This window comes from Salinibacterium sp. SWN1162 (assembly GCF_015864675.1).
Lineage (GTDB): Bacteria > Actinomycetota > Actinomycetes > Actinomycetales > Microbacteriaceae > Rhodoglobus.
The window spans coordinates 425,719-449,492 of record NZ_JADYWT010000001.1; the positions used below are offsets into that span (position 1 = coordinate 425,719).

A 23,774-nucleotide genomic window follows, 5' to 3' on the forward strand; every position below is an offset into this window, starting at 1 on the left:
CAATGATCGTTCTCTACCTTCTTGCACTGCTGATTTCGCTCACCGGCATGGTGGTGCTTGATCGCCGATTTGGGCTGTTTTTTTGGCGTGATGCTCGCCGCGCGCGCATCGTGTTGCCGGTCGGGGTGCTGTTCTTCCTCGTCTGGGATCTGTTCGGCGTCGGCCTCGGTATCTTCTTTCGCGGTGAAACTGAGTTCATGACGGGGCTGCTGGTGGCCCCCGAGGTTCCGCTCGAAGAAGTCTTCTTTCTCACGCTGCTCTGCTACCTGACGATGAATGTCTACGGCGCACTCAGTCGTGAGCGCTCGTCGACAGCGAAGGCGGGTGCCGCATGACGTACTGGCTACTCAATGCCGTTTTCCTTGCCCTTGTCGTGGCGCTCGTGATTGCTGTCGTGGTGCGCCAGCGCTCGCCGCAGTGGCGGGCTATCGCGATCACGATGGGTATTCTGCTGGTGATGACGGCGGTGTTCGACAACGTGATGATCTCGGTCGGACTCGTTGGGTACAGCGCGGATGCCATCAGCGGCGCCTTCATCGGCGTCGCCCCCTTGGAAGACTTCGCCTACGCGGTCGCGGCCGTCGTTGCGCTGCCGTGCCTGTGGTCGCTGCTGGGGTCACGTCGAAAGGACACCAATGCTTAAGGATCTCTTTCTCTCCTCGCGCCCCCTCAGCTGGGTCAATACAGCCTTCCCTTTTGCGGCGGCGTATTACTTGACCGCCGGCGTGATCGACCTCACGTTTGTGATCGGCACGATCTTCTTTCTCGTGCCGTATAACTTGGCGATGTATGGCATCAACGATGTTTTCGACTACGAGTCTGACCTGCGCAACCCGCGCAAGGGTGGGGTCGAGGGTGCCCTTCTTGCTCCGCGGATGCACCGGCCAACGCTCATCGCCTCCGCCGTCACGACTATCCCGTTCCTGATCTATCTCGTGATCGTCGGCAACCCCCTCTCGTGGTTGGTGCTGGCAATCAGCATGTTCGCCGTCGTGGCCTATTCGGCTAAGGGGTTGCGTTTCAAGGAGCGCCCCTTCCTCGACTCCGTCACCTCGAGCACCCACTTCGTGTCACCCGCGATCTACGCGCTCGTGCTTGTGGGCGCTGTGTTCACGCCGCAGCTCTGGGCCATCCTTGGTGCGTTCTTCTTGTGGGGCGTCGCATCGCAAGCTTTTGGTGCTGTGCAAGATGTGGTGGCCGATCGCGCCGCAGACATTTCGTCCATTGCCACGGTGATTGGGGCGCGAGCCACCACCCGCTTCGCCGTTGTCGCGTACCTTGCTGGCGGCATCCTGCTGCTGTTCTCTGACTGGCCGGGCCCGCTCGCCGCCATTCTCGTGCTGCCCTATGCGGCGATGTGTGCACCATTTTGGAACATCACGGATGCCACTGCCGAGTCAGCAAACCGCGGCTGGAAGAACTTTCTGGCCCTCAACTTCGTTACGGGCTTCTTTGTGACGATGCTGCTCATCTGGTGGGTGTTCATCCGCTAGAAGAGCGGATCTGGCACCGGCACAGAAACAACCGCAGCAATGTGAGGCAATTCCTCACTATTCTTCTGATTGAATAGCGCCTATGACTGAATCTGAGGTGCGTCACGGGCGTGCTCCCTCGACGCGGTGGCGTCGTGTGCGCATCGCGGCTATCGCGCTGGGCTCCATCCTGGTGCTCATAGTCGCTGCCGCCGGTGCCTTCGTTCTGTCGCTCTCGTCGACCATCGACAACGTCGACAAGATCGAGCAGGCGTTTCCTGAGGAGTCATTGCGCCCGCCGACGGCAGAGCCTGTCGATGACAATCCGGTCGCGCAGAACATTCTTTTGCTGGGCTCTGACACTCGCGGATCGATCGGCAACGATCTCTCTGACACCGAGGGCACGCGGTCAGACACCATGATGATCGTGCACATTCCGGCGGACCGCGAGAGTGTTCAAGTGATGTCGCTCATGCGCGACTTCTGGGTGGAGATCCCGGGCCACGGTTCCGCCAAGTTGAACGCGGCGATGTCGTATGGCGGCGTTCCGCTCGCCGTGCAAACCATCGAGGGCATCATTGACTCGCGCATCGATCACGTCATGATGGTCGACTTCGAAGGCTTCAAGGGAGTCACGGATGCGCTGGGCGGCGTGACGATCAACAATCCGACCGCGTTCACCACCGGCAGCAATTCTTACGCCCAAGGCGAGATCGAGCTCAACGGTGAGCAGGCGTTGCCGTTCGTGCGCGAGCGCTACTCGTTCGTCGACGGCGATTACACCCGGGTAGCTAACCAGCAGCTGTTCATCAAAGCGGTAATGGCCAAGGTGTTGAGCAAAGACACTCTCACGAGCCCGGCCAAGATCAGCAACCTCGTGAGCGCGTTGGCGCCGTATGTGGCCGTCGATAACGAGTTCGATTCTCGCTACGCCGCATCGTTGGGGTTCGAGCTGAACGAGGTTCGAGTGAGCGACGTCAACTTCTTCACGATGCCCACGCTCGGCACGGGCACTCAGGGCGACCAGTCGGTCGTCAACGTCAACTGGGATGAAGTGCCCAAGATTCAGCAGGCCTTCAAGAACGATCTCCTCGGCGAATACGTTCCCCCGCCTGAGTAATCTCGCGGAGTAGACACAGTTGTCGCTTTACGCTGACGGAAAGTTGAGTGCCGCCCAATTATTGTGATTGACTGAACATAAGTGTCCCCGCGGATCAACCTAACGCCGGTGACCTTTGTTCAGAGGATTCATCGTGATGAGGTCTTTTACCCCACGGGGGCGTTCACGTGCTAGCTAACGCCTTGAATCGCTTTCTCAGTGCTGTCTACCGCCGCGGAGCCCTCGCGCGCGTAGCGACTCAATATTCTGTCGACGCCGCAGCATGGATGCTGGCGATCGTGGCTGCCGTGGTGATGCGCTACGAATTCGACCTGACCCGCATCACGTGGCTTCCGTTGCTCGCGCTGGTCATCTGCATTTGGGTTGCTCAGGGCGTTGTCGGATGGGCGCTCTTCTTGTATCGGGGCCGACACCCTTACGGCAGTTTCGCTGAAGTGCGGGCGTTGCTGACCGCTGTTCTTATCGTTGGCTTGCTTTTGGGGATCCCGCAGTTGCTCTGGGGCACAGTCTGGATGATTCCGCGCAGCACGATGTTCATCGCGATCCCGATTGCCTTTGTGCTCATGGGGTCTGCCCGGTATCTCAAGCGCCTATTAGTGGAGCGCTCGATGGGGCCGGCGGCTGATTCCGAGCGCGCGCTGATCTACGGCGCGGGCTATTTGGGAGCGGTGACCGTGCAGCGCATGATCACCGACAAGGAATCTCCGTACATGCCGGTGGCCATGATCGATGACGCTCCCTCGCGCCGCTTTGCCTGGCACCACGGGGTGCGCGTCGAGGGTACGGGCGCCGATTTGGCGAGTGTTGCGGAAAAAACCGGAGCTACGGTTCTGGTGGTGGCCGTAGCGCGCGCCGATGCTGATTTCTTTACCCGGGTTTCTGATGCGGCCACGGCCGCCGGGCTCCGAGTAATGGTCTTACCTTCGCTGGCCGAAGTGCTGGCGGGGCGTTCTCAACTGCGCGACTTGCGCGATCTCTCTATCGAAGACCTCATTGGGCGGCATCCGGTCGACACCGATGTGGGCTCTATTGCCGGCTATTTGGCCGGCGCACGGGTTTTGGTCACGGGCGCGGGTGGTTCGATCGGTTCAGAGTTGTGTCGCCAGATCTCCAAGTTCGAGCCCGCCGAGTTGATCATGGTCGATCACGACGAGACGGGTCTGCAGTCGACGCAGCTTTCGATTCTGGGGCATGGCCTTCTGGACACTAAAGATGTGGTGTTGGCGAGCATTCGGGATGCGGATGCCCTTCAGGCGGTCTTCGACGAACGTCGCCCCCAAGTGGTCTTTCATGCGGCAGCGCTCAAGCACTTGCCGATGTTGGAGCAGTATCCGGTGGAGGCATGGAAGTCGAACGTTCTGGGAACGTTCAACGTGCTGAACGCGGCGCGTTCGGTGGGGGTTACGACGTTCGTGAACATTTCGACCGACAAGGCCGCGAACCCGACGAGCGTGCTTGGGCATTCGAAGCGGATTGCTGAGAAGCTCACGGCCTGGGCGGCGAAAGAGACCGGCGAGAAGTATCTCTCGGTGCGTTTTGGCAATGTGATCGGCAGTCGCGGTTCGATGCTGCCCACGTTCACGTCGATGATCGAGGCTGGCGGGCCGCTCACGGTCACTCACCCGGATGTCACGCGTTATTTCATGACGATTCCGGAGGCCTGCCAGCTAGTGGTGCAGGCCGGCGGTATTGGCGAGGGCGCTGAGGTGCTGATTCTCGATATGGGGGAGCCCGTGAAAATTCGCGAAGTTGCCGAACGCATGATCGAGATGTCGGGCAAAGACATCGAGATCGTCTACACGGGTTTGCGCGCGGGAGAGAAGCTGCACGAGATTCTGGTGGGGACTCACGAGTCAGACGACCGTCGCGTACACCCCAAAATCTCGCACTCGCGGGTAAACGATCTCGACCCTGCCGAGCTCAACTTTGACCGGTGGCTAGAGCGCTGTCGTGCCGAGAAAACTGAAAAAGCGAATGATGCAGCGAGCACAGCAGGAGTGTTGAAGTGAGCACCAGAATTCACATGTCTTCGCCCGATGTGGGCGAGCTCGAGGAACAGTATGTCGTGGCCGCCATGCGCTCAGGCTGGATCGCACCCCTGGGCCCCGACGTGGATGCCTTCGAGAGTGAGCTGGCAGCCCGAGTCGGAGTCGAGCACGCGGTGGCGTTGAGTTCGGGCACGGCCGCCCTGCATCTGGCGTTGCTTGGTGTTGGGGTGAAGCCCGGTGACCTGGTTCTGACGTCGACGATGACGTTTGCCGCGACAGCTAACGCTATTGTCTACACCGGCGCACGTCCCTTCTTTATCGACTGCGAGATCGACACCGGCAACATGGATCCTGCCCTGCTGCGCGGGACGCTGGAGCAACTTACCCGTGATGGCGAGGCTGTCGCGGCCATCGTTCCGGTGGATCTTCTGGGCAAAACGGTGAACTACACCGAGATCTGTTCAATAGCTGACGAGTACGGCATCCCCGTTGTAGCTGATGCCGCAGAGTCTTTGGGTGCGACGCATAAGGGAAAGCCAGCCGGTTCTTTTGGGCGCGCTTCGATTATGTCGTTCAACGGAAACAAGATCATGACGACGTCTGGCGGTGGGATGCTGCTGACAGACGACGGTGAGTTGGCGCAGCGAGCCCGCTATCTTGCTACTCAAGCTCGGCAGCCGGTTGCTCATTACGAGCACACAGACATTGGCTATAACTATCGACTCAGCAATTTGCTGGCTGCCCTCGGGCGTGCGCAGCTCACTCGTCTCGACGAGATGATCGCACGCCGGCGCGCGATGCGCGAGCGGTACCGCGAGCTTTTTTCTCAGATCGACGGTGTGGAGATTTTTGGTGGGGCAAACGACGATGAGGACAACTTCTGGCTGACTTCGATCGTTGTCGATGAAGGCCTCACAGGATGGTCAACGGCCGAGTTGAGCGCTGCTCTTCTGAAGGACAATATCGAGAGCCGACCGCTCTGGAAGCCAATGCACCTGCAGCCAATCTTCGCCGATGCCCGACGTGCAGCCAACGGAAACTCGCAGTCGCTCTACGAGCGTGGTCTTACACTGCCGAGCGGATCGGCGCTGACGCTGATCGAAATTGAGCGAGTGCTAGCCGGCATACAAAGTCATGCGGGGTTTTGATGGTCGCAAGAAAGAAACGCTCTCTCTACGATCCTCTGAAGCGGGCGGCAGACTTGGTATGCGCCGCAGGCGCTTTGGTCGTTCTGTCGCCAGTCCTTCTCGTAATTGCTCTCTTGGTTCGCACTCAACTGGGTTCGCCCGTGATATTCACTCAAGAGCGGCCCGGCTTAGACGAGAAGATATTCCGGCTCCGAAAGTTCCGCACGATGAAGAATATTGACCCTTCCCACGGGCTGGTCACCGACGCCGAACGACTCACTCGATTCGGTAAGCGACTCCGATCGTCCAGTCTCGACGAGCTGCCCGCGCTGCTGAACGTTGTCCGCGGCGAGATGAGTATCGTCGGCCCACGCCCGTTGCTCGTTCGATATCTTGATCGCTACAGTCCTGAACAGTCGCGGCGTCACGAGGTGAGGCCAGGTATTACCGGATTGGCTCAGGTGAATGGAAGAAACAACCTCTCGTGGGAAGAGAAGTTCGCGTTTGATCTGCAATACGTGGATACAAGGAGCGCCGCTTTGGATCTAGAAATCTTGCGCCGAACTTTCTCGACCGTCTTGAAGCGTGGCGGTGTTGCTGCGGATGGACACGCGACAACTCATGAATTCCTTGGCACCCCTTCTCAAGAGCGTGAAGAACAATGACTGAGCGCGTCGTCGTAGTGGGTGCCGGCGGGTTTGGTCGCGAAACCCTTGATGTGATCGCAGCGATCAATGCTGACGACCCACAACCCACAATTCACCTGGTTGGTGTTCTTGACGATGCCCCGAGTGATCTCAACCTCACTAGATTGGCTTCCTTGGGCGTTGAACATCTGGGAAGCATTGAAAACTGGCTCGACGGGGGCGACCCGGCATTGTTCGCCGTTGCGATTGGTTCCCCCTCGGTCAGGGCGGCAATTGCCGCTCGTTTCGAATCACGCGGAGCGACGGCGGTGACGCTCATTCATCCGTCAGCCCTGCTGGGGTCTGAGGTGCAATTCGGCGACGGTGTGATCGTCTGCGCTGGAGCCGTGATCTCCACGAACGTGCGGATCGGCAACCACGCACATGTGAATCCCCACGTGACGATTGGTCACGACACTGAGCTGGGTGGTTGCGTGTCGGTGAATCCGGCGGCGACGATCTCGGGTGATGTGACCGTCGGATCGGGGGCCCTGATCGGAGCAGGAGCTGTGATTCTCGAAGGGCTGAAAGTAGGTTCGGGATCAATCGTCGGTGCTAGCGCCTGCGTCGTAAGGTCGGTTCCCGATGGAGTGACGGTTAAGGGGGTGCCCGCACGGTGAGAAGTGAGAAGTCGGTGTGCCTAATGGTGACGGACGAGGTCACAGCGGTGACGTTCCTTCGTGGCTACCTGGGGTTCTTGAAAGCAAAAGGCTGGGATGTTTCTGTCGTGGCATCTTCTACGGGGCGCCTTGAAGAACTTGCGCGGGCTGAAGGCGTGTCGTCTGAAAACCTGCCGATGAAGCGAAACCCTGCCCCAATCAGGGACTTCCTTTCCTTGCTTAACGCGGTACGTCTCCTGCTGAGGCTGCGGCCGAAAGCTGTCGTTGCAGCGACGCCTAAGGCAGGATTGATCGGAATGATCGCCGCGAGACTGACCGGTGTTCCCGTCCGCATTTATCAGATTTGGGGCCTGAGGCTAGAAACCGAAAAAGGGCTTCGCCGAGTATTGTTCTTGTCTCTCGAGCGCTTGGCTGCTCGTTTAGCGACGCAGGTCGTCGCCAACAGCCAGAGCCTCGCGGACGAGGTTCGGCGATTGGGCATTAGCTCGACACCGTTCGTGCTCGGGTCAGGAAGTTCGCATGGTGTAGACCTGCGCCGTTTTGATCGGGAAGCTGGTGACTTGCGTGATGGGAACCTTCCCACTCACGAAACGCTCGGGCTGAGCGAAGGCGAGTTTACGGTCGGGTACGTCGGGCGAGTGCACCGAGATAAGGGTCTCGCTAGTTTGCTGGCTGCGGTTCAATCGCTGTGCGACACCGGAATAAAAATAAATCTTCTCGTCGTTGGCCCGAACGAGGATTCGTCGTTAGCGCACGCACTCGCCGACGCAAACGGTGAGAATCTCAGAGTGGCTAGTGTTGGTCCCGTAGCCGACACTCGGCCGTATTTTCTTTTGATGAATGTGCATTGCCTCCCTACGCGGCGAGAAGGATTCCCCAACGTCGTGCTTGAAGCAGCGGCTTTGGGCGTGGCTACAATCACAACGTCAGCCACAGGCGCGCGAGATTCCGTTATCCCGGAAGAGACTGGTTTGATCGTGTCTGTCGATGACAGCGCCGAGCTTGCGGGCGCATTAGCGAGGTTCGCTACTGATCCGCAATGGGGCGTTGCGTTGGGTGAAAGTGCGCGTGTTAATGCCGTTCTAAAATATGACCAACGCACGGTCCTTGCGCTCCAAGAGCGCAACCTTAGTCAGGCTTGCGATTTTACAGGGAGCGAATCGTTGAACGGTGACCGGAGTCAGGAAAAGTGATCACCATTGATGCCGTTCGTATCGTCGAAAAGGCGAATTCTGTGATCGCCTATCCATTGGGGCTGTGGCGTTTTCGCTTGAAATGCCTTGCTCAATGAGGGTTCCTGTAACGCAAGGCGCACTCGACTTTCCGGGGTTTGCGTCACTGCTGATTCTGATTTTGTGTGGCACGTTCGTGTTGGTGACGAGCGTTCGTTCTGTGCGATCGGCCAATATAGGGGTGCCGGTTGTGCTGTCGGTGCTCGCTAGCGTGGGCCTACTCATCGTGAATACCTCGCTCGAGCCCTATTTGACCAACGACCAAACGACGTGGCACGCACTTGGCGTGGGCGCGGCCGACTTTCTCAATGGAACCTCGAGCCAATCGGTAGATTACGTTGCAGGGAAAGAGGGGTACATCTGGCTTTTGGGGGGACTCTACGCGATTGCTGGCAACACACCTTTAGTCCCAATCGCACTGAATATCCTGTTTCATGCGTTGCTGGTCACAACCGTCGCTGGAACGACCGAAGAAGTCGCTGATTCGTTCCAACTCGACGCCCGGGCAAAGGCCCGCTCTGTCAACGCTGCCGCACTTGCGACGGCCGTACTGCCCTCTATCGTCATCTGGGTGCCTGTGATCCTCCGTGAATCTTTCTCGATGTTCGCGGTATCGGCGGCAACCCTGTGCATGCTGCGTTTCGTGCGCAGCCGACGAGTTTGGTACCTCATCGCGGGGGCGCCGTTCTTGATCTCGTTGTACTGGGTCCGCGAATCATTCGCGCTCGCAGTGTTTTTTGCGCTCTGCGTTGGTGGCGTTTTCGTCGCTCTTCAAGCATCGAAATATTCAGCGCTGTTGCGCATCGCGCTTGTCAGCGCGGCCGTCATTGCGTTCCCGCGCATATTGCAGATTCTGGAATCGACCGTTGGCATCAATGAGGAAAGAGTTGTGACAGCGACTGCGGAACTCTCCTCGATCGCTGCGAGTGGTTTCGGCGGGCTCGGATACAACGCTTCGCTTTCCGAAGTCTTACTGACAACCGCACCGCGCGTCCTCTTGGGGCCGTTTCCATGGGAATTTGAGTTGAGCGGAGTCATGCTGTTGGCCGTTATGGAAGGCACGATCTGGCTCGTCGTGCTTGCCCTGGCCGCGCAAGCTATCGTGCGGGGGCGTAGGCTAACGCGACCGGGGGGTGGTCCGCTCGACGACCTCACGGCCTCACCAATCCTGCTCATCGTCGCCGCGGTTGTGCTTCTCGCCCTCATGCTGAGTATCGGCAACTATGGGATACTCGCTCGTCTCAGGCCGAATGCATTGGTTCTCATGATTCCTCTTGCCGGAGTCGCGGTCGGTTTGTGGCGGGACCGCACTCACACGGGGAAGGGTGAGAGCGGCCGAGAACGCGTCCATTCTGGATCGACTCGGGAGCGCAGAGTCGAATGAAAATCTTGATATCGCATTGGGGTACACGAGGTGCGGGGCCTCAGATGCAAGTGGAGATCGCACGAGCGTTCCTCTCGAGCGAATCTGCCGACATAGCGGTGAGTTTCGACGTGTCCAGTGAATCAGCGCAGAATTTGGGGTTGCTTCCGGTTCCCCGACTCGTCGTCGGTGGCCACAGATTTTCCTCGGGGAGGGGGCGACTATTTAGGCGCCTAATCGCACAACCGGCAACCGCCTGGAGACTGATTCGTTTTTGCCGTACTCATTCGATTGATGTCATTTACGAGGTGATGGATCACCCGCTGCAACTTGTACCGCGAATCCTCGCCCGGCTCTTCGGTATTCGAGTGCTCACTAGCGTTCACGATGCAACTCGCCACTCGGGAGACAAGAGCCGGTTTTTGGACCTCGTATCTCGTATCTCTCTCAAGGCGACCGACGGCGTTATGACGTACTCCGTGGCTTCAGCCCAGGAACTCAAGGCGGCTGGACTGGCTGCACGAGTCCCGGTTTTTGACACGGTCCTTGGTGCGCGTGGCTCGTCGAATCAAGCGCTCAACGCGAGGGAACCGAAGAACGCAACGTTCACCGTTGGCTTCTTCGGCCGAATCGAAGCGTACAAAGGAATCGCGCGCCTGGCCGGAGCGATCGTTCTGCTGAGGGAACGTGGGTTTCCGGTCCGGCTCTCACTCTACGGACGGGGGCGGCTGACGGCCCTCGAGCGAACGCTGCTCGGGCAAGCGCGGGCAGGCGTCAATAGCGGATGGGTCGCTGACGAGGATATTCCGGGTGTCATAGATTCGTTCGATATTTTGGCGCTCCCGTATGACGACGCTAGCCAATCTGGGGTGATCGGCCTTGCTTTGACCTCTGGTATTCCGATCGTGGCAACGCCGGTCGGGGGCCTGCGAGAGCAAGTTCTTGATTCAGGCGGCGGTGTTCTTGCGCGGGGGATGAGCGTGGAAGACTTCGCTGACGCGATCGAGGGGCTGATTTCTGATCCGGCGCTGTATCAATCGCTCTCTGAGCGCGGGATCGAAGCCGCCCACTCTTCTTACTCATGGGACAGAGTGAGTTCAGACATCCTCTCTGCAACGCGGCTATTGGCGAAAGCACCGCGACAATGACGCAAGCGAGAAAGGTAAGGGGGGTCACAGCGCGACAGTCTATCTATGGTGCGATAAACACCAGCACCGTTCAAATAGTCGCGATACTAGCTCTCACACCGCCGGACTACGGCGTATTTTCTCTCTATTACATCGCGTTCGCCATTGCGTCGTCGGTTACTTACTCGACGATCGCCGAAGCGTGGATCCGGTCAACGCGAACTGGGCGTGCACGGGTTGCCTGGGCGGCGTACTGCACAGCTTTAATTACCGTCGCTTCCTCAGCCTTCATAGTAACGGCCGTCATCGGGGCTGCCTCCGGAGCGCCGGTTCTGGGGCTCAGCTTTGGGGTGGCGATCTTCCTCACCACCTACCGTCTCGGGGCTCGGTACTTTTCCGTAGCGGTCAACCACTTCCGGCTGGTCGGCCCCGCGGATGTGGTCGGGGCCGTAGTGATGGTTTTGTCTTTTTGGGGCTTTCAAGAAATCGTTTCCACGTTGACGGCCCTCGCTCTTGCCTGGATGTCTTCCTCGTTAGCCGCTGTTCTGCTTTCTGAGCGACCGAGAATTGATCGGCGGTTTGGCCCCCGCCGATGGTTTCGAGCGCACAAAGAATCGATCAGCGTTCTTCTTGTCGACTCTGCCCTGTCCGACCTTGGGTCCGTAGGCGTGCCGTTGTTGCTAGCTCCGTTATTGGGGACAGCGAAATTTGGGGTGTATCGAGCGGTGTCCAGCGCCGCGCTCCCCGTGCGACTGATGCTAAATCCGGTCCGGCCACTATTGGGGCGGGTGAACATCCGTGTGTTCTCATCGGGGCGCACTTTCGCCGCCGCATCGTTGGGGGCTGCAGTTATTGGGGGTGCAGCCTATCTTGCTCTTTCCGCCCTAGCAGCCGTCGACTGGTTAGACGCCAGCGTGCTGAACGCGCTCGCGAGTTACGCATTACCCGTAGCGATTTTTGTCGGAAGTAATTTTCTGGGAATGCTCTACTACCTCGTTGGCCGAGCGCATTTCTCGGCACGACGCCTGTTGCTGTATCGGGTTGTTCAAACTGTTGGTGCGCTGATCCTCCCCGTGGGCGGGTATGTTCTCGATGACCTCTCGGGCGCTATCTGGGGTTACGCATTGGTCAGCGTCGCCAACGCCGCATTCGCTGCGTGGTTAGTGCGTGCTGAAGGCCAGGTTTCACAAGTTGTCGAGACAGAGTAGATGCGGGAGAGCGAAACAATGAAAAGTGCAGCTATACGATTTGCCCGTAAAGTGCGCGACCGCCTAGATCGCGGTCTGGCAGTTCTGGGTAATAGCACCCGTGGGTTCCGCGAGATTCAAGAGAGTGTCGGCCTGGAGAGCTCGACGCAGGCGAATGTCTTGTTGTGCGCAGCTCACGGTTCTCTAGGGGATGATGCGCTTCGAGCTGGAACGGCGGCGGTGGCAGCTGGCATGAACAAATCGGTTGTTTTTTGGGCCCCGGGATCCGTCGACGAATGGCCTGTCGATTCGCAAATGGGCCCAGTGAAATCGGTAGATTCGCTCCGGTTCGGTAAGACGGGACTGCTCCGAAAGCGTGGACAGATGCAGTTTGCCGGAGCCGACTTGTACGCGATTGGAGCTGACACCATAAGCGGAGACTATTTGCACGGATACTTAGCGCTCCAAGTCGCAGCGCTTAGTCAGTCTGCGCGCGCAGGAAACCGTGCCGCTCTGGTGAACTTCAGCATCACTCCTGCCCCGAGTCGGGTGGCGCTTCGCCTACTGCGGTCGTTACCGAGAGAGGTTGAACTCTGGGCGAGGGACGAGCTCTCTCAAGAGCGCGCGCAGCGCTTGTTGGGCCGCGAGGTAGGTGTCGCACCCGATATCGGCGCCCTGGCACCGAAGATCTCATCCCGCCGCACGAAAGACGCTGTTGACGCCATGGGGCCGTATATATGCCTTTCGCCTAACGCCCACTTCCAGACGCTCGGGTGGTACTCGCGCGATGAGCTAATAGATTTCTGGTCACGAGTTGCTGCGGAGTTCCTTGCAGATTACGAAGTTCTGTTGCTCCCTCACGATTTGCGTGCGCGGCCCGGCGATGTCGAACTTTGCGGTGAAATTGCTGCCGCCGTGGGGGTACAGAGCGGCCGATCCTTAACGGTATTTACGCCGGAGTCCGCGGGCGAAGCTAAGGCAGTACTGGGCGGGGCCGAAGGAGTCGTCTCAGGAAGAATGCATGCTTGTGTCGGGGCGCTTGCGAGTGGTGTGCCTACTGTCGGGCTGGAGTATCTGGGCAAGTTCTCGGGACAATTCACATGGTTCGGGCCGCTCGGAAGAGTGTTCCCCCTGGAGCAGTCTGTCGAAGTTGAGCAGACGACAGCGGCGCTTCGCGAATTGATCGCGGTTCGACAAGCGAGCAACATCGAATTTAGGCCAGCCGTGGTCGCGGATTCTATGAGGTGGATGTCAAAGGCCTGAAGGGCAAAGCCCCGAGTAGATGAGCCGGATCGCCAAGTGTGGGCGGCATCCCCCAGAAGTCGAACCCCGCAGCGCGCGATAGGCTTGGCATTCACTATTTGGGGGTAGGCACGTGCACGAAGGGCCCCGCGCTACGCGTTTTCGGCGCCGCATTACGGGAGTGCTGTTCGTGGGGTACGCGCTGTTTGTGGCCGCGATTACGCTGACTCCGCAAATGCCGGGCACCGGCACGGTGTCACGCGTGGCCTATCGCCTGCTTGAAGCGCTTCACAGCCGTGGGGTGCCGCTCAGCGTCAACTACCTCACCATCGAGTTCATCGGCAACATCCTGATGTTCGTGCCGCTCGGCATCCTGCTGGCCATGCTTCTGGCTCGCCGCCACTGGTGGATGCTGCTCTTCGCCGGCACCCTGATGTCGGCCGCTATCGAGCTCAGCCAGCTGCTCTTTCTGCCCTCGCGCTACCCCGAGGTGCGAGACCTGGTCTCTAACACCACCGGCTTTCTCCTCGGAGCGCTCGCCGCCATCCTCATCCGGTTGCTCGTCGCGCACCGCGACACCCTCGTTGAGCATGACCGTCAGCATGCCGAACGATCCCGCCGCCGCTATTTAGCGCGACGCGGCAGCGGTCCCTACTAGGCGCTACGCCAGCAGCATTGGGCCGCGAGGCTACGGTGTGGGCGAGGCCGCTCCCTGAAGCTGCGCGTGCAAGTTCTTGGCCATCGTCTCGAGCACGGTCACCGTCGTTCGGTACTGCTCGTCGGTAACGCCCGCAGTCGCCTTAGTGCGTTCGCCCGCGATTACCGCCGCGAGGCGCTCCACCACACCACGACCGCGCTCGGTGAGATCAAACAGCGAGCCGTCCGTCGTGAGCCAGTCGCTTTCCACCAGCTCATCCAGCGACTCCCGCGATGTGGTGTGTGGATCAAGCGCGGGTGCTATCGGGGCCACAGCTTTCTTGGGCAGCAAGAACGGCGCGATCTCGATATCGAGTCGATCGATGCCTGCGGGCCCCTTGACGAGCACGACAAGAAGTTGCCACTGGCGGCGAGTGATGCCGTGCTCTTCGAGGGTGAGGGCGAAGAGGTCGTCGATGATGCGGTCAACGACCTTCACCCAATAACTGATGGGTTGTTGCGTGTCCATAATCTGAGATTACTCCTGTTCTCAGTGCACGAAGCCAACCAGCCCAGAACTACCAACGACGATCGCGAACTAGTCGATCACCGACTGCTTCGCTTTCACCGGCAGCATCAGCACGAGGCCCGCGAGCAGCACGATCACGATTCCGATGATGCCGAAGCGCGTGTCTCCCGTCATCGCCACAAAGAGAGTAAAGAGGCCGGGAGCCAAGAAGCTCACGGCGCGACCCGTGGTGGCATAGAGACCGAAGATCTCGCCCTCGCGCCCGACCGGTGTGATGCGGGCAAGGAAGCTGCGGCTTGCTGCCTGCACCGGTCCGACGAAGAGGGTCAAGAAGAGGCCAGCAATCCAGAACCCGGTCTTGGCGTCGCCGACGAAGAGCACAGCGAGACCGGCGAGCACGAGACCGATCAGTGAGCCGATGATCACGTTCTTGGCGCCCAACTTGTCGTCGAGCCATCCGCCAATAAAGGTTCCGATACCGGCCACGAGGTTAGCGGCGACCGCGAAGTAGATGACCTCACTAGGGCTGAAGCCGAACACTTGCGCGGCAATGATCGCGCCGAACGTGAAGACGGCGGCGAGGCCATCGCGGAACACCGCGCTCGCGAGCAAGAACATGAGCACCTGCGGGCTCTTCTTGGCGAGAGTCTTGATGGTGCCAAAAAGCTTGGCGTAGCTGGCGAAGAAACTCACCCGGTTCTCGCGAGCACCGGCGGGAATCTCCGGCACAGCAATCAACACCGGGATCGCGAAGATGGCGAACCAGGCCGCCGAGGCCAGAATGGCAAAGCGGATGTCGAGGGCTCCGCCATCCGAACCAAACGGCACGTTGAGCAGGCCGTTGCCCGTATCGCTGCCGAAGTTCTGAATGAACAACACGAGCAGGATGATCAGCAGCACGATGCCGCCGATGTAACCCATGCCCCAGCCGAAGCCCGAGACGCGGCCCACCGTCTTAGGGGTGGAGACCTGCACGAGCATCGCGTTGTAGTTGACGCTCGCGAACTCGAAGAAGATGTTGCCGGCCGCCAACAGCGCGGCGCCCAGGTAGATATAGGAGGGGATCGGTACGACGAAGAACATTGCCCCCATCGCCACCACGACTAAGCCGGTGTTGATCGCGAGCCACAGCTTGCGGCGACCGGAGCCGTCAGAGCGCTGCCCCAAGATGGGCGCCAAAAGGGCAACGAGAATTCCGGCAATGGTTAGGGCGCCAGAGATCACGGTCGTGTTGCTTGCCTGGGCAAGAACGAGCGCCGGGTTCTTGTCGTCGCCTGCCGCTGCGGCCACGATCTCGGGATCGATGAACAGTCCACTCGCGAGGTAGGTGCTGAACACGAAGGTTGTGACAACCGCGTTGAACGCTGCGGAACCCCAATCCCAGAGCGCCCACGCGCGCACGCGACTCTTCGGAATCGCCGATTCCGTGATGAGGCCTTGCCCGACCGTGCCAATCGCGCGCGTGTTCGAGACGCGCGGAACAGCCGGGGTGCTGGGGGCGTCGTTGTCGCCAGTGTTGTCCTTCATGCGAACAGGCTAGTGGTGTGCAGTAAATAATGGGGGCTCACGCCGCAGCGCGCCGGTTGAGCGCTGAGCAGCATGCCATCATCAGCGGCATGAACTAGACCACTTTTTCGCTGAAAGACTGATTCATGGCCTAGGGAGCAAGCCCAGTCGAAGGTGGCGCGACCGGAGATCCGACCTCGGCGAACGCCGAGTGCTCGTGGCTGTCATCACCGCGGCAGCCCTATGTTTACGGGGATTTTTCATCATGGTGGCGTGCGCACAATTTGTATCATTTGGTAACGAATTGCTGCGGTGGGGGACAAATCGGGGTACTTTCGAAGACGTAGACGGTTTCGTATACCTGTCTTCGATGTCTCCCGAATGGTCTCTTTTCATTCGCTGACCCGATCCGACCGCCTCACCCGCGATTTAAGGCCATACCTGTGAAGTTTTTTACGCACTCTCTGCTCGCCGTAGCCCTCGTGGTGGCGAGCATCACTGTTCCCGCCGCCGTTGCGACCGCGGCGGGCGTTCCCGATGTGCAGCTCACGAGTGAGGTGAGTGCCTCCACTCTGTACGGCAGCGACGTGTCGGTCACGCTCTCGGTGCAGCAGTCATCGGTGCCAGCGATCAACGCCTACAACCTGACTTTCACTGACATCCTGCCGGTGGGCGCTACGCTCACCGACTCGACCTACCCCGTGAGTGAACAGATCCTGTTGTCGGATGGAACGACCAAGGTAATTTGGAGCAACGTCGCTGACCTTTCAGCAGGCATCGTGCTGCCGCTGACCTACTCCTTTGCGTATGACCTTCTCACTTATGACGTGGATGCCACGTTCACAAACGACGCGGAAGCGTTTGTTAACTCCAACCCGCGCATTGTCGTTGAGTTCGATCTTGAAACCGGCGAGGTTGACGAAGACACTCGCACCGGGTGGGACACGGCGACTTCCACCACCACGTTGGTGCCCTTCGAGCTCAAGAAGCGCGAACCGAGTACCGAGGGGGAACTCCAGCGCGGCGTTCACGACAACAAAACGGTCTATACGCTCGAAATCACCAACAACAGCGTTAACGACAGCACCAATTTTTCGATCGTCGACTACTTGCCGGCGGGGCTTGAATTCCTCGGATGCACCAGCCAAGACAACACTGCGGGAACCGACGAGGAGTACACCGGTTCCGGTCGCATCGACGACACCCCGTTGCCGGCTGCTGTTGATTGCAACGGTTTCGTCCCCACGACTTCGACGGTGACCGTTGACCCCGACGGAGCGGGTCCGCTCCCTAACGCTGTTTACACAAAGGTGGAGTGGACTTCTCTCGGCACTATCGTCGCCGGCGCGACGCTCACCATTAAGTACGCCGCTGCTATCCCGCTGCGGGAGAACGAAGCATCGGCGCTGAACGCCACCGCGAACCTCGACAACAACACGGGTCCACTCACCGAAGAAGAGCAGCAACTCAAGAACTACGCGGTTGCCACGGGAACCTACGGGGCGTCGGTGTACACCGATGACGACACTGCGACGGTGACTGCCGAAGACGTCGCCATTCAGAAGTCCGTCGATCAGCCGGCCATCGCGCAGGGTGGTACGAGCATCTGGTCGCTCGACTTCCAGTCCTCGGAATACGCGCTATCTACGAGCAACTTCACGATCGTCGATACAATCCCGGATGGCCTTGACTACAAGTCCAGCGCGCCGGCCGCTGATTCAGCGGTGACGAATGCCGACGGCACCATCACTCTGTCGTGGGATTTCCCCGGTTTTGTGGCCGCATCAGAATCTCGAACGATCACGGTGACGACAGAGGCCCGCACCGACTACCGCAACGGTGGTGGCCCGGTGAGTTCCAACGACTCGTGGACGAACTCGGTCACCCTGGTGGGGACCGCGGAAGTCATCACCGACAGCGGCGCGAACACTTCGACCCTTCCTGTGATCGATGAGTCGAGCGCAGGCCAGACCGCGCAGGGCGTCAGCATAAACAAGCGCGTCGCTCAGCCGGCGGATATCGCGACTACCTGTGGGGCTGAATCTGGCCTGGCTTTCAGCGAGACCGTTACTGGCCCGTTCCATCCCGGCGACCTCGTGTGCTACGAATTGACCGTTGACTTCCCCGGAATTCTCGACTCTCTTGACGTTGCCGTGGCCGACTTCCTTCCCGCCGGTTTTACGTATGAAGCTTTCGAGTACACCTCGGCCAGCACCTTGACGGCAGCCGATGGCATCGTCTTCTCCAACGACGCGGGCTCACCTCTGCTCAGCTGGAACGTGGGCGACGTCGATGCTTCAGCCGAATTCCAGGTTCTTATTTCCGCCCGGATCAGCGACCCTGCCGCGATCACTGATGGTTCGATTACCGCGAACATCATGAAAATGACGTACGAGAACAGCGCCGGCGATGTGTTCCAGCTGCGCGATCAGGCCGACACACTCGTCGAAAAGCCGATCGTCACTGTGGCCAAAGGCATCACAGAGCTCAACACGAATCCGATCAGCGGCGCGCCTGTCGATACCCTCACGGTGCAGGCGACTGATCGGGTGACTTACTCCATCACTGTGACCAACGACGGAAGCCAAGCGGCCGAGAACATCTCGATCCGAGACAATTTGCCGGCGCTTCTGGAATGCTCCGACATCCCGACCGGCAACATCAGTGATGGTGGGCTCTGTTCCGGAGGCTCCATTGAGTGGACTGTCCCCGGCCCCGTCGCTGCCGGTGATAGCTACACCGTGACCTACGACGTGATCACCCCGGCAGATTCGTCGCTAGGCGATGTGTTTCTCAACACCACCGGTGTTCGCAACTACGAAGGCGACACCAACAACGGTGGCCCACAGGTATACGTTCCCGAGAACAATATCGATCCGACTCTCGAAGACGACGCCAACAGCGATGAGGCGACCGACACGGCGACCGCTAGTGTCGAGCGCCCCACCGTCGTCAAGACGGCGACAACCTCGATCGACGAGGGTGGAAACAACGCCGCCTCCGAAGCAACGATCGGCGAACTCATCACCTACACGGTGACCACGACGATTCCCGAAGGCACGAGCGCGTTCGGCGACCCCGCCGTGACGGACATCATCAGCGACGACCTCGAGATCGTGGGTGATCCGACCTTTACCGTTGATGGAGGCTTGGAGCAGAACGCGACCGTGAACGGCCAGCTCGTAACCGCGCCGTTGGGGGCGACCTACGTGAACGCGGCTGGCACCGGTGACGATCTCATCGTGCTCACGATTGTTGTGCGCGTGCTCGATGCCAGCGGCCCTGTCCGCAGCGACGTCGTCTCCAATAACGCTACGTTTGCGTGGGATCACGTCGATGGCTCGAGCGATTCCGGGGTGAGCGACAGCGTCACGACAACCATCGTGGAGCCGGACATCAGCCTGCAGAAGAGCAGTAATGCCGTAGACGGCATGGTCGCAGCGGGTGACGTCATCGAATACACGCTCGCACTGCGCAACAGCAGCGCATCCAATGTGTCGACTGCTCACGACACGGTCATCGTCGACACTCTGCCGGATACGGTCCAGCCTCTCAACGGCACCGGCGACCCCGTCACGGCTGATGCGACGCTCCCCGGCGGCGGAGTGTGGGATCAAAGCGAGCGCACGATTACCTTCACTGTCGCGAGCATCGCGCCGGGCGCAGGCCCCGATTTCACCTACAGCGTCGAGGTCGTTAACCCCTTGCGCGGTGGTGCCACCATCGTAAACACGGCGGATGCGACCACCACTTCGATCGCCGGAGAAGTTCCCGACGAGCGCACGTCAGAATCTGCCCTCGGAACAGAAGAGGGCGGGTACCAAGACTCCAGCATTGTCACGCTGCAGACACCGGGCGTGGGCGTCAACAAGACGGCAACTCCGGAGACGCGCACGATCGGCGAGGCCGTGACCTATACCGTCGACGTGACTATCCCGTCGGGCGTCCTCGCAGACGACGTCACCATCATCGACACGATGCCGGCCAACGTGCGGTTCGGCGCCTTCAACGATGACGCTGTCTGCGATCAGGATGGCTCCGCGTGCAGTGAGGAAGTTGACCTCATTGGTGCTCCGAGCACGAGTGACCGCACCATTGGTTTTTCCATTGGTGACTTCGACCCGGCTGTGGCTGAAGATCGTGTCATCACGTTCAGCTACACCGGCATCGTGACGACGGCTGCGACAGATGGCAGCACGCTCGTGAACACGGTTCGTCCGTACTGGAATGACGAAAACCTCGTCGATGGAACGCCGACGACAGTGCCGGCCCCGGCAGACTTTGCCAACGACGGAACCCCGTCGACCGCGAACACGCAGATTGTCGAGCCGACGCTCACGATTGACAAGGCTGTCGAAGATCAGACGGCCGACTCCGACACTCGCCGCGCCAAGCCCGGTGATGCCCTTGAGTACACGGTCATCGTGACCAACACGGGCACCGCGCCAGCCTATGACGTCACTGTCACGGATACTCCGGATGACCGCGTTACCGATTTCACTTCGGTAGACCCGGCCGGTGTCACGAACACCGACTCTGACCCCTCCGATGGAACCCTGAGCTGGAGCATCCCAGGCCCCATCGCTGTCGGCGACTCTGTGGAGATCACCTACACAGTGACGATGCCTCTTCTCAGCGGGAGCGACGCAGTGCTGACCGGCGCAGAGATCGTCAATACCGCGGATATCTCCGGATACTTCGGTGTGCCAGCTGCAGACCGAGATCCCGCGATCGACTACAACGAATACGACGATGTAACCGCCGATGTGGTGAGCATCGAACTCGATCTCGCCTCGATCGGAAACTACATCTGGTACGACGTCAACAACGACGGTGTGCAAGATCCCACTGAGCCGGGGCTCGCGAACGTCGGTGTCACGGTGGTCGGATTGGGTGCCGACGGCACGTTCGGCACTCCCGACGATAAGACGTACAACACCGTCACCGACAGCGAAGGTGAGTACCTTGTACAAAGCCTGCCCAGTGGCATCTACCGCGTCACGGTAGACGCCGCAACGCTTCCCGCGGGAATGACAGCAAGCTACGACTTCGATGGCACCACGGTCACGCCAAACGGTGTGTGGCAGGGTGCGCTCGCCGAAAATGGCGAGGAACGCGATGTCGACTTCGGTTACACCGGTACAGGCTCCATCGGCGACTACATCTGGTTCGATCAGAACTCGGATGGCATCCAAGATTCAAATGAGCCAGGCCTTCCCGATGCGACTGTCACGGTCGTCTTCGGCGGACAGGATGGCGACCTCGCAACGACCGCAGACAACGTAACCGTCACGACCACCACGGATGCCGACGGAAACTACACGGTCAACAATTTGCCCGCTGGTCCCTACTCCGTCACGGTGAGCGACCTGCCCGCCGGATACGCCGTCGTTTCTGACCCCAATGGGGGAACGAGCGCAACGTCGACAACCGCATTGACGGCCGGCGAGGACCGTACTGATCAGGACTTCGGATACAACGGCACCGCATCCATCGGTGACTACGTGTGGCTCGACCGCAACAACGATGGCGTTCAAGACCCCACCGAGCGCGGCATCAACGGCGCTCAACTGCAGTTGACGTGGTTCGGTAACGACGGCATTGAAGGCAACGGCGACGACGGCGTGTTCCTCACGACCACGGATGCGCTGGGCGCCTACTCCTTCACCAACCTGCTGCCGGGTGACTACTCGGTCGAGGTTTTGGGCGGATTGCCCGACGGTGTTGTCAACAGCTTCGACAGCGACGGAAACAACAACTCGCAGACTCCGGTCTCTATCTCTGTCGGAGATGCGGTGACGAGCGTTGACTTCGGTTACTTCGCAGACTCTGTAATTGGAGACCGTGTGTGGTGGGACCGTAACTCTGACGGTGTTCAGAACGTGGGAGAGCCTGGCCTCGGAAACGTCGACATCAGCGTCACCTACTTCGGTGCCGACGGCGTCGCGGGCGGAACTGGCACCAACACCGACGTCGTGTACACAGCTCAGACCGATGCTGATGGTGACTGGATCATCATCAACATTCCTGACGGCGAGTACCTCGTTGAAGTAACGGCGGGAATCCCTTCGGGATTCGCTCAAACCTATGACGACGATGCGGCAACCGAAGGATTAGGCGGCCAATCGCAGACCACCCTCGACGCCTCCGACCTCAACCAGGACTTCGGCTACAACGGCGACTCGAGCATTTCAGATCTCGTGTGGCTCGATCTGAATAACGACGGTGTGCAGGATGCCGGTGAGCCAGGTCTTGCCGGTGTCGACGTGACTCTGGTCTGGTTTGGCGCAGACGGCGTTGCCGGCGGTGGCGATGACGTGACGTTCGTCGAAACCACCGACGACAACGGAGAGTATTTCTTCGGCGGTCTTCCTGAGGGCAACTACTCGGTAACGGTAGACACAGCAACGCTGCCGGCGGGACTTCTTCCATCGTTCGACGCGGATGCTGGCACGAACACGCCCACGCCCGGCACGCCAGCTTCAGGAGTCGCAGCGAACTCGACTACGGCAGTATCGCTGCCGGCTGACACCGATCTCGACACCATCGACTTCGGTTACGCCGCGACTGGTTCGCTCGGTGACACGGTGTGGCTCGACCAGAACAGTGACGGCGTCGTTGACGCTGACGAAGTGGGAATCCCCGAGGTTGGGGTGACGCTGACGTGGGCTGGCCTCGACGGTCTGCTCGGTACCCCCGACGACGTTGTGTTCACGACAACGACGGATGCGAGTGGCAACTACCTCTTCGAGCACCTTCCGACAGGAACCTTCACGGTGGAGCTGGCGAACTTGCCGGCTGGAGTAGCAGCGACCGCCGATCCCGATGGTGGCGCTGATGATGCGTCGCAGCTGGTGCTTTCGGCGGGCGAAGCCAACCTGGAGCAGGACTTCGGTTACGCCGGCGACGCGGGAGTAGGCGATCTGCTCTGGCTCGACGTCGACAATGATGGCGTTCAGGGTGCGAACGAGCCCGGCCTTCCGGGAATCGTGATCACCATCACCAGCCCCGGCACCGATGGAGTGTTCGGCACGGCTGATGACATCGTCATTACGGCGACAACAGATGAGAACGGCAACTACCTCGAAGAGGGGCTGCCGGCCGGAGAAGTGCAGGTCTCGTATGACCCCACAACGCTCCCCGAGGGATACGTGCCCAGCGCTGATCTTGATGGTGGCGACTTCTTCGACACCACGGCAACGTTGGTCTCCGGAGAGACGCTGCTCGATGTCGACTTCATCGTCATCGGGAGTGCCACCTTGATCGGTGCTGTGTTCGATGATGCGGATGGTGACGGAGTTCGTGACACGGGCGAGTTGGGCATCCCGAACGCCACGGTTGATGTGGTGTGGGCCGGGCCAAACGGTCCCGTCACTATCACCGTGGTCACTGACGCCGACGGCGCGTGGGTTCTCACGAATCTGCCGGCGGGAACCTACACCGCAACGGTCGATCTGAGTTCGGTGAGTTCGGACTACCGTCCGTCGACCGGAACCTCATCAACGGTCGAGCTGCCGGCGTTCGGCTCGCGGTCGGTTATTCAGGGGCTGACGAACCTTATGTTGGCGTTCACCGGATCCAACATTGCTCTCGGAGGAGGGCTCGCGGTTCTGCTTCTGCTGCTGGGGTTCGCGCTCACTCGCCCACGTCGGCGAGCGGGCACTGCCACGGCGCCTGCAGTGGCTGCGCTAACGACAGGTAAGTAGTACAAATTCGCGCCTGATCGCGGCGAGAGTGCGGGGCTAGTTGCCTGCACTCTCGCCGCGTTTGTGTCGTGGGCGGGCCTGTTAACCGCTGTTTTTTCAGGAGTCAGCGGTTTGGGGGACTTTTCGGGGGACATAGACAACCCATTTCACCCGCTTACTAGGGCTGCAGGGATCATCGGGTGTCGCGTACCTTGGGTAGCAGTGTTACAACTGGGTCCTCTCTATGGGGGACT

The 23,774-nt window shown here is 59.8% G+C and carries 18 protein-coding genes; 15 read left to right on the plus strand and 3 right to left on the minus strand.

Annotation, left to right across the window (positions count from 1 at the left end; all coding sequences use genetic code 11):
- Positions 1-2: 2 nt before the first annotated feature.
- The 11 genes from I6E58_RS02065 to I6E58_RS02115 all read left to right on the plus strand — a co-directional run bounded on the left by I6E58_RS02065 (position 3) and on the right by I6E58_RS02115 (position 10,756).
- On the plus strand, positions 3-335 hold the full coding sequence (locus I6E58_RS02065; protein WP_129072510.1) for a lycopene cyclase domain-containing protein: 333 nt from the start codon (positions 3-5) through the stop codon (positions 333-335).
- On the plus strand, positions 332-643 hold the full coding sequence (locus tag I6E58_RS02070) for a lycopene cyclase domain-containing protein (protein WP_197129838.1): 312 nt from the start codon (positions 332-334) through the stop codon (positions 641-643). Before I6E58_RS02065 ends, I6E58_RS02070 begins: the two co-directional genes overlap by 4 nt.
- A complete protein-coding gene (locus I6E58_RS02075) occupies positions 636-1,493 on the plus strand; it encodes a prenyltransferase (protein WP_197129841.1) in 858 nt (285 codons plus the stop codon). Before I6E58_RS02070 ends, I6E58_RS02075 begins: the two co-directional genes overlap by 8 nt.
- A gap of 82 nt (positions 1,494-1,575) precedes the next feature.
- A complete protein-coding gene (locus I6E58_RS02080; RefSeq protein WP_197129844.1) occupies positions 1,576-2,592 on the plus strand; it encodes an LCP family protein in 1,017 nt (338 codons plus the stop codon).
- Positions 2,593-2,774: 182 nt separating this feature from the next.
- Positions 2,775-4,601, plus strand: a complete 1,827-nt coding sequence (locus I6E58_RS02085) for a nucleoside-diphosphate sugar epimerase/dehydratase (protein ID WP_231595119.1) — start codon at positions 2,775-2,777, stop codon at positions 4,599-4,601.
- A complete protein-coding gene (locus tag I6E58_RS02090; RefSeq protein ID WP_197129847.1) occupies positions 4,598-5,728 on the plus strand; it encodes a DegT/DnrJ/EryC1/StrS aminotransferase family protein in 1,131 nt (376 codons plus the stop codon). The genes I6E58_RS02085 and I6E58_RS02090 overlap by 4 nt, the downstream gene beginning before the upstream one ends.
- The gene (locus tag I6E58_RS02095; RefSeq protein ID WP_197129850.1) at positions 5,728-6,372 is read left to right on the plus strand and encodes a sugar transferase; all 645 of its coding nucleotides are present in this window, start codon (positions 5,728-5,730) and stop codon (positions 6,370-6,372) included. Before I6E58_RS02090 ends, I6E58_RS02095 begins: the two co-directional genes overlap by 1 nt.
- Positions 6,369-7,013 carry a NeuD/PglB/VioB family sugar acetyltransferase gene (locus tag I6E58_RS02100; RefSeq protein ID WP_197129865.1) on the plus strand — a complete coding sequence of 215 codons (645 nt, stop codon included), beginning with the start codon at positions 6,369-6,371 and terminating at the stop codon, positions 7,011-7,013. The genes I6E58_RS02095 and I6E58_RS02100 overlap by 4 nt, the downstream gene beginning before the upstream one ends.
- Positions 7,014-7,036: 23 nt before the next feature.
- The gene (locus I6E58_RS02105) at positions 7,037-8,206 is read left to right on the plus strand and encodes a glycosyltransferase family 4 protein (RefSeq protein WP_197129869.1); all 1,170 of its coding nucleotides are present in this window, start codon (positions 7,037-7,039) and stop codon (positions 8,204-8,206) included.
- Positions 8,207-8,300: 94 nt separating this feature from the next.
- Positions 8,301-9,629 carry a hypothetical protein gene (locus I6E58_RS02110; protein ID WP_197129872.1) on the plus strand — a complete coding sequence of 443 codons (1,329 nt, stop codon included), beginning with the start codon at positions 8,301-8,303 and terminating at the stop codon, positions 9,627-9,629.
- Positions 9,630-9,673: 44 nt separating this feature from the next.
- Positions 9,674-10,756 carry a glycosyltransferase family 4 protein gene (locus I6E58_RS02115; RefSeq protein ID WP_197129875.1) on the plus strand — a complete coding sequence of 361 codons (1,083 nt, stop codon included), beginning with the start codon at positions 9,674-9,676 and terminating at the stop codon, positions 10,754-10,756.
- A gap of 160 nt (positions 10,757-10,916) precedes the next feature.
- Here the strand turns inward: I6E58_RS02115 and I6E58_RS14285 are convergent, their stop codons facing one another.
- Entirely contained in the window at positions 10,917-11,042 is a 126-nt protein-coding gene (locus I6E58_RS14285) for a hypothetical protein (protein WP_255531447.1), read from the minus strand.
- A 481-nt stretch (positions 11,043-11,523) separates the two neighbouring features.
- On the opposite strand from I6E58_RS14285, the gene I6E58_RS02120 reads away from it, so the two are divergent.
- The 3 genes from I6E58_RS02120 (at position 11,524) to I6E58_RS02130 (ending at position 13,822) form a co-directional block, all read left to right on the plus strand.
- Positions 11,524-11,943 carry a hypothetical protein gene (locus I6E58_RS02120; protein ID WP_197129878.1) on the plus strand — a complete coding sequence of 140 codons (420 nt, stop codon included), beginning with the start codon at positions 11,524-11,526 and terminating at the stop codon, positions 11,941-11,943.
- Positions 11,944-11,961: 18 nt separating this feature from the next.
- Complete coding sequence (locus tag I6E58_RS14505; RefSeq protein WP_374189178.1) at positions 11,962-13,185, plus strand: polysaccharide pyruvyl transferase family protein; 1,224 nt, start codon at positions 11,962-11,964, stop codon at positions 13,183-13,185.
- 112 nt (positions 13,186-13,297) lie between these two features.
- A complete protein-coding gene (locus I6E58_RS02130; RefSeq protein ID WP_197129883.1) occupies positions 13,298-13,822 on the plus strand; it encodes a VanZ family protein in 525 nt (174 codons plus the stop codon).
- A gap of 30 nt (positions 13,823-13,852) precedes the next feature.
- On the opposite strand, the gene I6E58_RS02135 is transcribed toward I6E58_RS02130, so the two are convergent.
- Positions 13,853-14,329, minus strand: a complete 477-nt coding sequence (locus tag I6E58_RS02135; RefSeq protein ID WP_197129886.1) for a MarR family winged helix-turn-helix transcriptional regulator — start codon at positions 14,327-14,329, stop codon at positions 13,853-13,855.
- 69 nt (positions 14,330-14,398) lie between these two features.
- Positions 14,399-15,856 carry an MFS transporter gene (locus I6E58_RS02140; protein WP_129072496.1) on the minus strand — a complete coding sequence of 486 codons (1,458 nt, stop codon included), beginning with the start codon at positions 15,854-15,856 and terminating at the stop codon, positions 14,399-14,401.
- Positions 15,857-16,278: 422 nt separating this feature from the next.
- On the opposite strand from I6E58_RS02140, the gene I6E58_RS02145 reads away from it, so the two are divergent.
- On the plus strand, positions 16,279-23,541 hold the full coding sequence (locus I6E58_RS02145) for an SdrD B-like domain-containing protein (protein ID WP_197129888.1): 7,263 nt from the start codon (positions 16,279-16,281) through the stop codon (positions 23,539-23,541).
- Positions 23,542-23,774: the final 233 nt, after the last annotated feature.

Bases quoted from the DNA above. Each gene is read 5' to 3' on its own strand.
- I6E58_RS02110 (WP_197129872.1), top strand. From the start codon at position 8,301: ATGAGGGTTCCTGTAACGCAAGGCGCACTCGACTTTCCGGGGTTTGCG.
- I6E58_RS02100 (WP_197129865.1), top strand. From the start codon at position 6,369: ATGACTGAGCGCGTCGTCGTAGTGGGTGCCGGCGGGTTTGGTCGCGAA.
- I6E58_RS02105 (WP_197129869.1), top strand. From the start codon at position 7,037: ATGGTGACGGACGAGGTCACAGCGGTGACGTTCCTTCGTGGCTACCTG.
- I6E58_RS14285 (WP_255531447.1), bottom strand. From the start codon at position 11,042: ATGACGGCCGTTACTATGAAGGCTGAGGAAGCGACGGTAATTAAAGCT.
- I6E58_RS02065 (WP_129072510.1), top strand. From the start codon at position 3: ATGATCGTTCTCTACCTTCTTGCACTGCTGATTTCGCTCACCGGCATG.
- I6E58_RS14505 (WP_374189178.1), top strand. From the start codon at position 11,962: ATGAAAAGTGCAGCTATACGATTTGCCCGTAAAGTGCGCGACCGCCTA.
- I6E58_RS02115 (WP_197129875.1), top strand. From the start codon at position 9,674: ATGCAAGTGGAGATCGCACGAGCGTTCCTCTCGAGCGAATCTGCCGAC.
- I6E58_RS02140 (WP_129072496.1), bottom strand. From the start codon at position 15,856: ATGAAGGACAACACTGGCGACAACGACGCCCCCAGCACCCCGGCTGTT.
- I6E58_RS02080 (WP_197129844.1), top strand. From the start codon at position 1,576: ATGACTGAATCTGAGGTGCGTCACGGGCGTGCTCCCTCGACGCGGTGG.
- I6E58_RS02075 (WP_197129841.1), top strand. From the start codon at position 636: ATGCTTAAGGATCTCTTTCTCTCCTCGCGCCCCCTCAGCTGGGTCAAT.
- I6E58_RS02070 (WP_197129838.1), top strand. From the start codon at position 332: ATGACGTACTGGCTACTCAATGCCGTTTTCCTTGCCCTTGTCGTGGCG.
- I6E58_RS02095 (WP_197129850.1), top strand. From the start codon at position 5,728: ATGGTCGCAAGAAAGAAACGCTCTCTCTACGATCCTCTGAAGCGGGCG.
- I6E58_RS02135 (WP_197129886.1), bottom strand. From the start codon at position 14,329: ATGGACACGCAACAACCCATCAGTTATTGGGTGAAGGTCGTTGACCGC.